Raw genomic sequence first — 13,798 nt, forward strand, 5'->3', positions numbered from 1 at the left:
CGTGATGAACAGCCCCACCGCCCTGCGCTTCCAGGAAAGCCCGCTCGACCCCGCCGACGCCGTGCGCCGCCACCGCCAGGCGGCCGGCGAACCGTGGTTCACGCCGATCGATGCCGGCCAGACGCTGCGCATCGTCGACCTGGAAGGCAACCAGGCCGTCGACGTGATCTTCTACGCCCGCCACGACCCGGCCGAGCACTACAGCGCCACCGACACGCTGCTCGCCCAGGGCGGCATCTACCTGACCACCGGTTCGGTGCTGACCAGCAACCTGGGCCGGCCGATGCTGACCCTCACCGCCGACACCTGCGGCCGCCACGACACCCTCGGCGGTGCCTGCGCGGCCGAGAGCAACACCGTGCGCTACGCGCTGCAGAAGAAGTTCATGCACAACTGCCGCGACAACTACCTGCTCGCGCTGCAGCAGGCCGATGTCGGACTGGGCAAGCGCGACCTGGTGCCCAACATCAACTTCTTCATGAACGTGCCGGTGACCGCAGACGGCCGCCTGACCTTCGAGGACGGCGTCAGCGCGCCGGGCAAGTACGTCGAGCTGACGGCGCACATGGACCTCTACATGCTCGTGTCCAACTGCCCGCAGCTCAACAACCCCTGCAACGCCTACCACCCGACGCCGGTCGAATTCCTGTTCTGGGACACCGAAGGCGAACACGCCCAGGTGAGCGCACGATGAGCTTCGACACCGTTCTCATCGCCAACCGTGGCGCGATCGCGGTGCGCATCATCCGCACGCTGCGGGCCATGGGCCTGCGCGCGGTCGCGGTGCATTCCGAGGCCGATGCCGACGCGGCCCACGTGCGACTGGCCGACGCCGCCGTCTGCATCGGCCCGGCCCCGGCGGCGCAGAGCTACCTGGACGGCGCGCGCATCCTGGCCGCAGCGCGCGAGACCGGCGCCGGCGCGATCCACCCGGGCTACGGCTTCCTCAGCGAGAACCCGGCCTTCGCGCAGGCCTGCGAGGACGCCGGCATCGCCTTCATCGGCCCGAGCCCGGCGCAGATGCGCGCCTTCGGCCTGAAGCACACGGCCCGCTCGCTGGCCTCGGAACATGGCGTGCCGCTGCTGCCCGGCACCGGCCTCTTGTCAGACCTGGACGCCGCCCGCGTCGCCGCCGAACGCATCGGCTACCCGGTGATGCTCAAGAGCACCGCCGGCGGCGGCGGCATCGGCATGCGGCGGGTCGACGACGCGGCCGCGCTGGGCGAGGCCTGGGCCTCGGTGCAGCGTCTGGCACAGGCCAACTTCAAGGACGCCGGCATCTACGTCGAGAAGTTCATCACCCGCGCCCGCCACATCGAGGTTCAGGTCTTCGGCGATGGCCGCGGCCACGTCATCGCGCTGGGCGAACGCGACTGTTCGGCCCAGCGCCGCCACCAGAAGGTGGTCGAGGAGACGCCCGCGCCGCACTTGAGCGAAGCCACCCGCGCCGAGCTGTGCGCCTGCGCCGTCCGGCTGGCTCAGGCAGTGAGCTACCGCTCGGCCGGCACGGTCGAGTTCGTGCTCGATGCCGACACCGGCGCCTTCCATTTCCTGGAGGTCAACACGCGGCTGCAGGTCGAACACGGCGTGACCGAACAGGTCACCGGCGTCGACCTGGTCGAGTGGATGGTCCGGCTGGCCCGCGGTGATGCGCTGGAACTCGTCACGCCCGAACCGCGCGGCGCGGCCATCCAGGTGCGGCTCTATGCCGAAGACCCGGCGCGCCAGTTCCAGCCCAGCGCCGGGCTGCTGACCGAGGTGCGCTGGCCAAGCGCCGACGACGTGCCCGGCGCGCAGCCATCGGACATCCGCGTCGACGGCTGGGTCGCGCGTGGCACCGACGTGCCGCCGCACTACGACCCGATGCTGGCCAAGCTGATCGTCACCGGCCGCGATCGCGCCGAGGCGCTGGCCCGGCTGCGCAGCGCGCTGGCCACGACGCGGCTCGGCGGCATCGCCACCAACCTGGGCTACCTGCGCGCGCTGGCCGAGGCGCCGGTGTTCGAGCAGGGCCGCGTCGTCACGTCGACGCTGGCCGACTTCCGGCCGATGCCGCGTGCCATCGAGGTGCTCGACGGCGGCGTCATGACCAGCGTGCAGGACTGGCCCGGCCGGCTCGGCTGCTGGCATGTCGGCGTGCCGCCGTCCGGGCCGATGGACGAGCTCGGCCACCGGCTGGCCAACCGCCTGGTCGGCAATGCAGCCGATGCCGCCACGCTCGAATGCACGCTGGCCGGCCCGGCGCTGCGCTGCCTGCAGCCGCTGGTCGTCGCGCTGGCCGGTGCACCGATGCCGATGACGCTGGAGGTCGACGGCCGCCGCACCGCGCTGGCCCCCGGCCGCGCGCATGAACTGCCCGCTGGCGCCGTGCTGCGCCTGGGCGCGCTGGACGCCGGTGCGCGCGCCTGCCTGGCCGTGCGTGGCGGCTTCGACGTGCCGGCCTACCTGGGCAGCCGCGCGACCTTCTCGCTCGGCCAGTTCGGCGGCCACGGCGGGCGCAACCTGCGTGTCGGCGACCTGCTGCCGGTCGGCGATGACCGTGCCTGCCCGGACGCGCCACGCTTCGACACGCCTGCGCTGACCTTGCCCGCGCCCGGTCGGCACTGGCGCATCGGCGTGCTCGACGGCCCGCATGGCGCGCCCGACTTCTTCACGCCCGAGGACATCGCGACCTTCTACGCGACCGACTGGCAGGTCCACCACAACTCCAGCCGCACGGGGGTGCGCCTGATCGGCCCGAAGCCGACGTGGGCACGGCCCGACGGCGGCGAGGCCGGCCTGCACCCATCCAACCTGCACGACAACGCCTACGCGATCGGCGCGGTCGACTACACCGGCGACATGCCGGTGATCCTCGGACCGGACGGCCCGAGCCTGGGCGGCTTCGTCTGCCCCGCCGTGGTCGTCGCCGGTGAACGCTGGAAGCTCGGCCAGCTGCGCCCGGGCGACACGCTGCGCTTCGTGCCGCTGTCACTGGCTCAGGCACTGAGCCTGCACGAGCAGCTCGACGCGGCACTGGCGACGCTGGACCGGCCGCTGCCGGCCTTGCCCGAGGCGGGCGTCGTGCCCACCGGCCAGGCCGCGATCGTGTCCTCACGCGACGGTGTACCGGGCCGGCCGGCCCGCGTGATCCGCCAGGCCGGCGACCGCTACCTGCTGCTCGAATACGGCGAGCCGGTGCTCGACATCGCGCTGCGCCTGCGCGTGCATGCGCTGATGTCGGCGATCGAGGCACGCATCGATGCCGGCGAGCTGCGTGGCGTGATCGACCTGACGCCGGGCATCCGCAGCCTGCAGGTCCACCATGACCCGCGCGTGCTCGACCGCGACACGCTGCTCGGCCTGCTGGCCCGGCTGGACGATGAACTCGGGCCGACCGACGACCTGTCGGTGCCCTCGCGCACGGTCTGGCTGCCGCTGTCGTGGGACGACCCGAGCACGCGGCTGGCGATCGAGAAATACATGCAGTCGGTCCGACCGGATGCGCCCTGGTGCCCGAGCAACATCGAGTTCATCCGCCGCATCAACGGGCTGGATTCGATCGAGGACGTCTACCGCACGGTGTTCGACGCGCGCTACCTGGTGCTCGGCCTGGGCGACGTCTACCTGGGCGCGCCGGTGGCCACGCCGCTGGACCCGCGCCATCGGCTGGTGACGACCAAGTACAACCCCGCGCGCACCTGGACGCCCGAGAACGCCGTGGGCATCGGCGGTGCCTACCTGTGCGTCTACGGCATGGAAGGGCCGGGCGGCTACCAGTTCGTCGGCCGCACGCTGCAGATGTGGAACCGCTGGCGCGATGCCCGCGACGGCGCGCTCGATTTCGAGCCCGGCAAGCCCTGGCTGCTGCGCTTCTTCGACCAGATCCGCTTCTACCCGGTCGACGGCGAGACGCTGGCCGGCATCCGGCGCGACTTCCCCGCCGGCCGGCACCGGCTGCGCACGGAGCCCGGGCGCTTCTCGCTGCGCGAGTACCAGGCCTTCCTGGACGAGCAGGCCGAGGCCATCGCCGCCTTCCGCGCCACCCAGCGTGCGGCCTTCGCGGCCGAACGCGAGCGCTGGGCGGCGGCCGGTCAGGCCGAACATGTCGCCGAGGCCGACGTCACCGCATCGGCCGATGCCGACGAGGCCCTGGCGCCCGGCCAGCGTGCGGTCGCCAGCCCCGTGCCGGGCAGCGTCTGGAAGCTGCTGGTCGAACCCGGCGCGACCGTGCGCGAAGGCCAGCCGTTGCTGGTGGTCGAGAGCATGAAGATGGAATTCACCATCGCCGCCCCCGGCGACGGCCGCCTGCAACGCCTGCTGTGCCGCGAAGGCGGGGCGGTCGCGGCAGGGCAGACGGTGGCCGTGATCGACGCCCCGGCCGACACGGTCCGACAGGAGCCCCTCGCATGACGAACACCGGCCTTCCCCTGTCCCTTGACCTCGCCACGCTGCGCGCCGCCTACGCCGACGGCCGCACCGACCCGCTGCGCGTGATCGAGCAGGTCATCGCCGCCACGTCAGGCGAGGACACGCACCACGTCTGGATCAGCCGCGTCGACGCCGACACGCTGCGCGCGCAGGCCCGCGCGCTGATGACCCGTGAAGGGGGCCGTGACCCTGCGACGCTGCCGCTCTGGGGCGTGCCCTTCGCGGTCAAGGACAACATCGACGTGGCCGGCCTGCCGACCACCGCCGGCTGCCCCGCCTATGCCTACGCGCCGGCCGCCCACGCGCCGGTCGTGCAGCGCCTGGTCGATGCCGGCGCCATCCCCGTCGGCAAGACCAACCTGGACCAGTTCGCCACCGGCCTGAACGGCACCCGCTCGCCGCACGGCGCCTGCCGCAACGCCTTCGATCCGGCCTACGTGTCCGGCGGGTCGAGCGCGGGATCGGCGGTCTCGGTCGCGCTCGGCCAGGTCAGCTTCAGCCTGGGCACCGACACGGCGGGATCGGGCCGCGTGCCGGCCGCCTTCAACCAGCTCGTGGGCCTGAAGCCGACCCGCGGCCTGCTGTCCACGCGCGGCGTGGTGCCGGCCTGCCGCACGCTGGACGTGGTGTCGATCTTCGCGTTGACCGCCGACGACGCCGCCGCCGTGCTGGCCGTCGCACAAGGCTACGACGCCGACGACCCGTGCAGCCGCCCCGCGCAGCCGCACGGCCACGACATCGGCACCGCCCCCAGCCCGCGCCTGGGCGTGCCGCGCCGCGATCAGCTGGTCTGGACCGAGCCCGGCTGCGCAGCCGCCTTCGACGCGGCCATCGAACAGGCCCGGGCACTGGGCGCCGAACTGGTCGAGCTGGACTTCGAACCCTTCTACGAGACCGCCCGGCTGCTTTACGAAGGCCCGTGGGTGGCCGAACGCTACGGCGCGATCCGCGATTTCATCGAGCGCCAGCCCGACGCCGTCTTCCCCGTCACCCGCGAGATCACGCTCGGCGGCAAGACGCTGCTGGCCGCCGACGCCTACGCCGCACAGGTCCGCCTGCAGGCCCTGAAGCGCCGCTGCGACGCGGTCTGGTCGCAGGTCGACGCGGTGCTGACACCCACGGCCCCCGGCCACCCGACCATTGCCGCGATGCTGGCCGAACCCATCGCGCGCAACAGCGAACTGGGCGTCTACACGAACTTCATGAACCTGCTGGACTACGCCGCCGTGGCGCTGCCCTCGGGCTGGCTGGCCGGTGGATCGGGCGGATCGGGTGGATCGGCCGAAGCTGGCGTCGCCGGCCGGCCCTTCGGCCGCCCTTTCGGCATCACGCTGTTCGCCCCCGCCCACCAGGACGTCCCGCTGCTGCGCCTGGCCGCCCGCTGGCAGGCCACGCTGACGGGCCCCGCCGCGACGCTGGGCGCAACCGGCCACGCACAGCCCGCGCAACGCCTGGCACCACCGGCCCATCAGACGCCCTCCGGCCAGGTCCGTGTCGCCGTCTGCGGCGCCCACCTCGCCGGCCAGCCGCTGAACCCGCAACTCACCTCACGCGGCGCCCGCCTCGTCGCCGCCACCCGCACCGCGCCGGTCTACCGCCTCTACGCCCTGCCCGACGGCAAGCGCCCGGGGCTGCAGCGCGTGGCCCCCGGCGCAACACCAGGCGGCGTCGCCATCGAGGTCGAGGTCTGGGAACTCCCCGCCACCACCTTCGGCAGCTTCGTCGCCGCCATCCCCGCCCCGCTCGGCATCGGCCGCACCCTGCTGGCCGACGGCACCGAAGTCCCCGGCTTCATCTGCGAAGCCAGCGGGCTGGAAGGCGCCCGGGACATCAGCGAGTTCGGGGGGTGGCGGGGGTGGAAGGGGAGCGGGTTGGCGGGTTGAGCGGGCCAGCGCGACCGCCAACCCCCGGTCACGCGATCGCGTCGAGACCGCGCGTCTGCACCAGATGCAGTAGTTTCAACGCCGTGCCGGTCGGCTTCTTCTGGCCGATCTCCCATTTCTGTACGGTCGAGACACTGGTGTTGAGCAACCGCGCGAAAACGGCCTGACTGACTCGCGAGTTCTCGCGGATCTGCCGGATCTGTTCCGGCGCCATCGGCTCAATCGGTGGAAGACAGATCCGATCGAACTCGCGCAACGTCACCTGGTCCAGCACACCTGCCTTGTGCAGGCCATGGGCGGTCTCGCGGACGGCTTCAAGAATCGGTGATCGTGTCTTGCGCATGGCCTTGCACCTCCAACAGTTCGCCTGAGAGCTGAGCCGCGGTGACGGCCGGCGCCGACATCGACAGCAGTTGCGTTGCCAGCGTTTTCAAGGCATCCGCTTCTTGACCAGCCCGCCGCCGAGATCCACATCGATCAGACCTCTGGTCATCTCATCGACAGCGGCCAGCAGACTGGCGTCGCGAAGTCCTTCCTTGCGCGCCCAGCGGTCGAACCAGCGAGTCTTGTAGACCGTCATGTGCGCCTTTGATGTATAGCACCAAGTGCTAGGAATGGCGAGCGGATCCCGAATCATCTGGCCTGATCGGCGAAGTCCGGATGACTCGTGCAAGGCGACGCCTGCCTCGAACGTGTCCAGAACAACCCCGCAACACCCGCCTCCCCGTGACCTCCGCCACGCATCTGCCCCCCGATTCACGCTTTGTTCAAGTGATGTCGAGGGGGTGGCCGCTGGCCCAATCCGGGTTCGGGTCCCCACGCTGGCGGGATGCGGATGGAGTGCGGCGATGCGCGTCAACTTGCCCGTCACGGGTCAGGAGTTCAAGGTTCCGGGCGACCGGATGCTGGTGTCGGTGACCGACCTCAAGGGTCGGATCACCTATTGCAACCAGGCCTTCATCGACGTCAGCGGCTACACGCGCGACGAGCTGATGGGGCAGCCGCACAACCTGGTGCGGCATCCGGACATGCCGGCCGAGGCGTTCCGGGACCTGTGGGAGACCGTCGAGGCCGGTCTGCCGTGGACCGGGCTGGTGAAGAACCGGCGCAAGACCGGCGAGCACTACTGGGTGCAGGCCAATGCGACGCCGATGCGGCAGGGCGAGCGCATCGTCGGCTTCCTGTCGGTGCGCACGCCGGCCAGCCGCGAGGGCGTCGACGCGGCCGAGGCGCTGTATGCGCAGATGCGCGAGGAAGCGGCGTCCGGCCGGCCCTTGCGCCACATCGTCCATCACAGCCGCGTCCATCAGGCGACGTGGGCCGGGCGCCTGCGCCGCCGTGTCGCCGAGGCCTGGCATGCGCTGGGCGGGGCCGGCGCGCTGGCGCTGCATGGCGCGACGCTGGGCAGCATCGGCCTGGCGGCGGCGACGTTGCCGGCGCAGACCTGGGTGCCACTGGCCGCGCTGCTGGCGCTGGCCGCCGCCTGGACCGGCCAGCATCACGCACGCCGACAGCTGCGCGAACTGGCGCGCGAGGCGCAACGGCTGGCGGCGGGTGACCTGTCGCGGCCGCCGGCGGTCACCGATCCGGGGCCGCTGGGCGAGGTCCAGCAGGCGCTTGCGCAGATGACGGTCAACCTGCAGGCGCTGATCGGCGACTGCCGGGCCGAGATGAGCCAGGTCGGCGCGGCGGTCAGCGAGATCGCCGCCGGCAACCAGGACCTGTCGGGCCGCACCGAGGCGCAGGCCAGCAGCCTGGAGGAGACGGCGGCGTCGATGGAGCAGATCAACGGCACGGTGCAGCAGAGCGCCGAATCGGCCCGCCAGGGCGCCCGGCTGGCGCAGGAGACGGCCGAGGTCGCGCAGCGCAGCCACGATGCCGTGCAGGGCGTGGCGCAGGCGATGGCGGCGATCCGCGAGTCGTCGCAGCGCATCGGCGAGATCGTCCATGTGATCGAGTCGGTCTCGTTCCAGACCAACATGCTGGCGCTGAACGCGGCGGTCGAGGCGGCGCGGGCGGGCGAGGCCGGCCGCGGCTTCGCGATCGTCGCGGCCGAGGTCCGCGCGCTGGCCACCCGCACGGCCGGCGCGGCGCGCGAGATCCGCGTGCTGATCGGAGAGGCGCACGAGCGGGTCGCCCAAGGCGATCAGCAGACCCAGGATGCGCGCGCGCGGATGGGCGACGCGCTGGAGGCCGTCGCCAACGTCAGCAGCCTGCTCGGCGAGATCAGCGGCGCGGCGCAGGAGCAGCAGCTCGGCATCTCGCAGGTCAACGAGGCGGTCTCGCACATGGACGCGATCACGCAGCAGAACGCCGCGATGGTCGAGCAGCTGGCCGCCTCGGCGATGACGCTGAACGGGCAGGTCGCGCGGGTCACCGACTCGATGCGGATGTTCCGGCTCGACGACCACGACCGCACGCTGGCCGAGGACGACGCGGTCGGGCTGCGGCGCTCGGCCAAGGCCGCGCTGGCGGCCTGAACCGGGCGGATCAGGCCGCGCCTTCTGCCCCGTCGTCCAGCACCAGCTTGCCGTTCGCGCCCAGCACCAGCGTGGCCTGCGCGGCATCGGCCGGTGCCGGGTACTTGGCGGCGTTGAGGGCCATCTTGCGGTCGATCGCCGCCGCCACGTCGATGCCGCAGCGGTCGGCGATCTGCAGCAGGTAGACCAGCACGTCGGCCATCTCCTCGCCCAGGTGCTGCTGGACATCGGGCTGGTCGGCGATGCGGGTGGACGCCTCGGGGGTCATCCACTGGAAGATCTCGACCAGCTCGCCGGCCTCGACCACCATCGCCATCGCGAGGTTCTTGGGCGTCTGATAAGGCTCCCAGCCACGTGCGTCCGAGAAGGCGCGCAGCCGGCGCTGCACGGTGGCGACGTCCAGGATGCCCGTGCCCATCGGCCTGTCCTGCGATCCGGTGTCCGGGTGGCTCATGGCTTGAGCCCCAGTTCGCGCAGCCGTTCGAGCAGGTAGCTGCCGGCGGTGTGGCGTGCCGACAGGCGCACTTCCGGGCGCGGGTGCAGGAACAGCGGCAGCGACAGCCGCGAGCGCAGCGCGCCGTCGCCGGTCGGGTTGACGACGCGGTGCGTGGTCGACGGGTAATGGCCGCCGGAGGCCTCCTGCAGCATGTCGCCGGTGTTGATGACGACAAGCCCGGCCTGCGGCGCATCGGCCGCGCACGGCACCGTGATCCAGTGGCCGTCGCGGCCCAGCACCTCCAGGCCCGGCTCGCTGGCGGCGGGCAGCACCGTCAGCAGGTTGATGTCCTCGTGCGCGGCGGCCCGCAGCGCACCGGCCGGCTCGTCGCCCCGCAGCGGCGGGTAGCGCAGCACGCGCAGCAGCGTCTGGTCGCTGCCGTCGATCATCCCGGGCAGCGGCTCGCTGTAGCGCGCACGGACCTCGGCCGGGCTGTGCTGCTCGACCCAGCCCAGCAGCGTCGCGGCCAGCGACTCGGCCTCACGGGCGTGGCGGCGCGCCGCGTCGCTCAGCTCGGCCGGGTAGCGGCCCCACGGGTAGAGGTGGAAGAACTCCTTCAGGTCCTTGCGGGTGTGGCCCTTGGCGGTCTCGGACACCTCGGGCGAGAACCAGCCGTCCTGGCGCACCGGGTCGAAGGCATAGGCCGCCTTGGCGGGGCTGTCGAAGAAGGCCAGCCACTCGTCGCAGACCTGTTCGACCAGGTCCGGCGACAGGGGGGTGTGGACCAGCGCGGCGAAGCCGGTCTCGCGCAGGCTGGCGCAGAAGCGCTCGGGCGCGTCGGCGGCGCGGAAATCGAGGATGGGCAGGGCGGAGGTCGGCATGGCCAGTGGCAGCAAGGACTGCGGGTCTGCGGGGCAACCAGTCTCGCAGCAAGGCCGCGCGCGGCAAACTGGCGCCATGACCGAGCCGCAGAACCCGTCCCCTGTCCGCCCCCGCATGGCCTTCCTCGGCGCCGGCCGCATCGCCCGGGTGATGGCCCCGGCGCTGCAGGCGGCAGGCTGCGAGATCGTCGCCGTGGCCAGCCGCACGCCGGCATCGGCAGAGGCGCTGGTCGACCGCCTGCGGCAGGACGGCGGCGCGGCCGAGGTGATGTTGATGCAGGCGGCGGCCGATGCGGCCGACTGGGTCTGGCTCAGCGTGGTCGACGACGCGATCGCCCCGACCGCTGCGGCGCTGCGCTGGCGGGCCGGCCAGGCGGTGCTGCACCTGAGCGGCGCCACCGATGTCGCCACCGCCCTGCAGGCCGCCGCCGACCAGGGCGCGGCGGTGGCGGGATTCCATCCGCTGCAGATCTTCTCGGACCCAGTGCTGGCCGCGCAACGGCTGCGCGGCAGCAGCGTGGCGATCGAGGCCTCCGACGACGGCCTGCGGGTGCAGCTCGAAGCGCTGGCCGATGCCCTGGGCCTGCCGGTGCTGCGCCTGCCGCCGGGGCAACGAGCGCTGTACCACGCGGGGGCGGCCTATGCCGCGAGCTACCTGCTGGCGATGCTGGACGAGGCCGCATCGGTCTGGCGCACGCTGGGCATCGACGAGGCCGCGACGCTGCGGGCCCTGTTGCCGCTGGCCCGCGTCACCCTCGGCGCCGCCGCCGAACGCACGCTGGCAGGGGCGCAAGCCGGCCCGATCGCCCGCGGCGATGCGGCGGTCGTCAGCCGCCAGATCACGGCGCTGGACGGCCTGGGCGCGGACCACGCCGCGTTCTACCGCGAGCTGGGAAGGCGCCAGCTGGCGTTGGCGAGGCGGGCGGGCAAGCTGGACGAGGCGGCGCTGGGGCGGCTGGCGCGAGCGTTGGGTGAAGGTGAGGGCGGCTAGCTGCGTGTCTCGGGGGGAAGGGGCTTGCGGAGGCTGCTGGACCCCCTCCCCCTGACGGGTACTCCCCCTTGGCAGGGGGAGAGTCGATCGAGGACGGCCACGTCAATCAGCGCGCTGCCTTCCACTCTCCCCCTGCCAAGGGGGAGTACCCCGGTCCCCGGGGGAGGGGGTCAGCGACCTGTCCAGTCACACCCACGCCACCACCACCGCGCCAGCCATCGTCGCCCTCCGGCGACGCACTCGGCGTGCGCCAGCCGGCCCCTCACAACCCGTTCGCCTTCGCGATGTAGGCCGACAGATCCAGCAGCTCCTGCTGCGTCAGCGTGCTGGCGAAGAAGCTGTGGGCGGACTTGCTCGTCATCGCGGTCTGCAGGCCGGTCAGCGTGGCGCCCTTGGGGACCGGGTTGGACGTGGCCGCTCCGTGGCAGCCGGCGCAGGTGGCGCTGAACTTGGTCGCACCGGCAGCTGGGTCACCGACCGGCGCGGGTGCCGGTGCCGGTGCCGGTGCCGGTGCCGGTGCCGGTGCCGGTGCTGGCGCGGGCGCAGGGGCGGGCGCAGGGGCGGGCGCGGGCGCAGGGGCGGGCGAGGGCGCGGGAGCGGGCGCAGGGGCAGGGGCAGGCGCGGGGGCCGGTGCCGGAGACGGGGAAGGAGCCGGTGCGGGTGCTGGCGTCGGCGCGGGCGTCGTGCTCGGTGCGGTGGCCGTCCAGGTGCCGGCGTCGCCGGTGCGGCTGTCGGTGAAGTTGCCGCTCAGGCTGCCGTCGGCGGCCTGCTGGCCGGTCAGGGTGACGGCGTGGCCGCTCCAGGAGAAGCGCAGCGTGACCGCGCCGGTGGCGCTGATCGTGCCCTTGACGTCGACCTTGCCGCCACGCGAGCTGCGGCTGCTGCGCGCGCCGGCGTCGGCGCCAGACAGGCTGTCGTCGAGAGAACCCTGCAGCGACTCGGTCGCCGCCCGCATGCCGGCCGTGAAGGTGGCGATGGCGGCGCGGGTGGCGGCGGCGTTGCCGGCGTTGCGGCGGATCGAGTCGTCAAGCTGGCTCGCCAGCGTGCGGACCTGGCTGCGGTAGGTGTCGCGGGATGCGGCGACCGCGCCGGTGGGTGTCGAGGCGCCGCCCAGCCGCGAGGCCAGCACGGTGGTCGACGCCAGCGACGGCACGAAGCGGCCTTCGAGGCGGGTGGTGCCGTCGCTGCGCAGCTCGCCGCGCAGCATCAGCGCGCCGGTCAGCGAGGTGCCCGCGCCCGGGCCGGTGGCGATGGCTGCGCTCAGCGTGTATTGCGTGCTGGTCCACTGGATCGCGCCGCTGTCGTCGCTGCCGGCGGCGTCGTCGCTGTCGGACGCGCTGCGGCTGCCGCGCAAGGCCCGGGCGGTGCCGCTGGCGGCGGTCGCGCCGGCACTGGCGCTGCCGGCCGCGCTGGCGATGGCCGAGCCGTCCTGCAGCGTCACGCTCAGGCCGTGCGCGGTCTCGCTCAGGGCGACCGCGCCGGTGCCGGTCGTGCCGGTGCTGCCGTAGGTGGCGCCGTCGTTGCCGCCGCCGCAGGCGCTCAGCATCGCGACGGCCAGTGCCAGCGTGGCCAGGCCCAGGGCCGGGCGGGCGATCGGGCTGCGGGCATCGGCGCCGACATCGGCGCGGGCATGGCGGGCCGCCACGAGGGCGGGGCGGGGGCAGGCGCCCAGGGTCGTTTGCGGGTTCATGGCGGTCTCCGTGAAGTGGATGGACCGCATCTTCTGCAGCGCCGGGCATACCGTCGCGGGTTTGCGTCCGAGCCTTGCACCGCTCACACGGATGCGGCCTGCGTTAGCACCCGCACACGCCCTGTGATGTTTCGGCGACAACCCTTGTGGCCCCTGAAAGCGGTGTCCAGGCGTGACGGAACGCGCAGTTCCGGCAGGGTGCGACGGCTAAACTCCGCCCGCCTTCCGCTGACGCTTCCATGGCAGTCACCCACCGAAATCCTCCCGCTGCGCCTGCCCTGCTCGACCTCAAGAGCGCCGTCCTGACGCTGACGGCGTTGACCGTGCGCGACGCCGACCTGAGCGGCCTGAGCGCCGAACTCGAAGCCCAGACCGCCGACGCGCCGGGGATGTTCGACCACGATCCGCTGCTGCTCGACCTGGCCTCGCTGGACGCGGACGCCGCGGCCCGGCTGGACCTGGCGGCGCTGGTCGCGCTGCTGAAGCGCCATCGCCTGCAGCCGGTGGCCTGCCGGGGCGGTGGCGAGGCGCTGCAGGCGCAGGCCCGCGAGCTCGGCCTGGCCGAGGCACCGCCCGAGGCGGCCGCGCCGATGCCGTCCGCACGTCCTGCCGCACCGGTCGCGACACCTGAAGCGCCGCCCGAAACGCCGCCTGAAACGCCCGCCGAACCGCCCGCTCACGTCCCGACCCTGGTGATCGACCGGCCACTGCGCTCGGGCCAGCGGGTCTATGCACGCGGCGGTGACCTGGTCGTGCTGGCGGTCGTCAGCCACGGCGCCGAGGTGATCGCCGACGGCAGCATCCACGTCTACGCGCCGCTGCGCGGCCGGGCGATTGCCGGTGCCCGCGGCGATGCCGGGGCGCGCATCTTCAGCACCTGCCTGGAGCCGCAGCTGATCTCGATCGCGGGCACCTGGCGCACCTTCGAGACGCCGCTGTCGGCGGACCTGCAGGGCCGTCCGGCCCAGGTCCGGCTCGATGGCGAGCGGCTCATCGTCGAACCCCTGAAGCAGCGCTGAGACCGGTC

11 protein-coding genes are annotated in these 13,798 nt (G+C 73.0%); 6 read left to right on the top strand and 5 right to left on the bottom strand.

Features of this window, described 5'->3' with window-relative positions; genetic code table 11:
* Nucleotides 1-4 precede the first annotated feature (4 nt).
* The 3 genes from ACWA7K_RS17965 to atzF are packed head-to-tail and all read left to right on the top strand — an operon-like array spanning nt 5 to nt 6,293.
* Nucleotides 5-694 carry an urea amidolyase associated protein UAAP2 gene (locus tag ACWA7K_RS17965; RefSeq protein ID WP_456162861.1) on the top strand — a complete coding sequence of 230 codons (690 nt, stop codon included), beginning with the start codon at nt 5-7 and terminating at the stop codon, nt 692-694.
* Entirely contained in the window at nt 691-4,392 is a 3,702-nt protein-coding gene (uca, locus tag ACWA7K_RS17970) for an urea carboxylase (protein WP_456162863.1), read from the top strand. The genes ACWA7K_RS17965 and uca overlap by 4 nt, the downstream gene beginning before the upstream one ends.
* On the top strand, nt 4,389-6,293 hold the full coding sequence (gene atzF / locus ACWA7K_RS17975; protein WP_456162865.1) for an allophanate hydrolase: 1,905 nt from the start codon (nt 4,389-4,391) through the stop codon (nt 6,291-6,293). The genes uca and atzF overlap by 4 nt, the downstream gene beginning before the upstream one ends.
* Before the next feature lie 28 nt (nt 6,294-6,321).
* Here atzF and ACWA7K_RS17980 read toward each other — a convergent pair whose 3' ends face one another.
* Entirely contained in the window at nt 6,322-6,636 is a 315-nt protein-coding gene (locus ACWA7K_RS17980) for a helix-turn-helix domain-containing protein (RefSeq protein WP_456162867.1), read from the bottom strand.
* An 87-nt stretch (nt 6,637-6,723) separates the two neighbouring features.
* Nucleotides 6,724-6,873, bottom strand: a complete 150-nt coding sequence (locus ACWA7K_RS17985) for a type II toxin-antitoxin system RelE/ParE family toxin (protein WP_456162869.1) — start codon at nt 6,871-6,873, stop codon at nt 6,724-6,726.
* A gap of 268 nt (nt 6,874-7,141) precedes the next feature.
* On the opposite strand from ACWA7K_RS17985, the gene ACWA7K_RS17990 reads away from it, so the two are divergent.
* A complete protein-coding gene (locus ACWA7K_RS17990; RefSeq protein WP_456162871.1) occupies nt 7,142-8,773 on the top strand; it encodes a methyl-accepting chemotaxis protein in 1,632 nt (543 codons plus the stop codon).
* Between the two features lie 10 nt (nt 8,774-8,783).
* Here the strand turns inward: ACWA7K_RS17990 and ACWA7K_RS17995 are convergent, their stop codons facing one another.
* Nucleotides 8,784-9,191: a nucleotide pyrophosphohydrolase gene (locus tag ACWA7K_RS17995; protein ID WP_456162873.1), complete on the bottom strand. Its 408-nt coding sequence runs from the start codon at nt 9,189-9,191 to the stop codon at nt 8,784-8,786.
* Nucleotides 9,192-9,223: 32 nt separating this feature from the next.
* Nucleotides 9,224-10,090, bottom strand: a complete 867-nt coding sequence (locus ACWA7K_RS18000) for a 2OG-Fe(II) oxygenase family protein (protein WP_456162875.1) — start codon at nt 10,088-10,090, stop codon at nt 9,224-9,226.
* 76 nt (nt 10,091-10,166) lie between these two features.
* On the opposite strand from ACWA7K_RS18000, the gene ACWA7K_RS18005 reads away from it, so the two are divergent.
* Nucleotides 10,167-11,081 carry a Rossmann-like and DUF2520 domain-containing protein gene (locus ACWA7K_RS18005; protein WP_456210209.1) on the top strand — a complete coding sequence of 305 codons (915 nt, stop codon included), beginning with the start codon at nt 10,167-10,169 and terminating at the stop codon, nt 11,079-11,081.
* Nucleotides 11,082-11,343: 262 nt separating this feature from the next.
* Here ACWA7K_RS18005 and ACWA7K_RS18010 read toward each other — a convergent pair whose 3' ends face one another.
* Complete coding sequence (locus ACWA7K_RS18010; protein WP_456162879.1) at nt 11,344-12,771, bottom strand: c-type cytochrome; 1,428 nt, start codon at nt 12,769-12,771, stop codon at nt 11,344-11,346.
* 239 nt (nt 12,772-13,010) lie between these two features.
* Between ACWA7K_RS18010 and minC the strand changes: the two genes are divergently transcribed.
* Entirely contained in the window at nt 13,011-13,790 is a 780-nt protein-coding gene (gene minC / locus ACWA7K_RS18015; RefSeq protein WP_456162881.1) for a septum site-determining protein MinC, read from the top strand.
* Nucleotides 13,791-13,798: the final 8 nt, after the last annotated feature.

The sequence above is a fragment of the Leptothrix mechoopdaensis (SeqCode) genome (assembly GCF_053893855.1).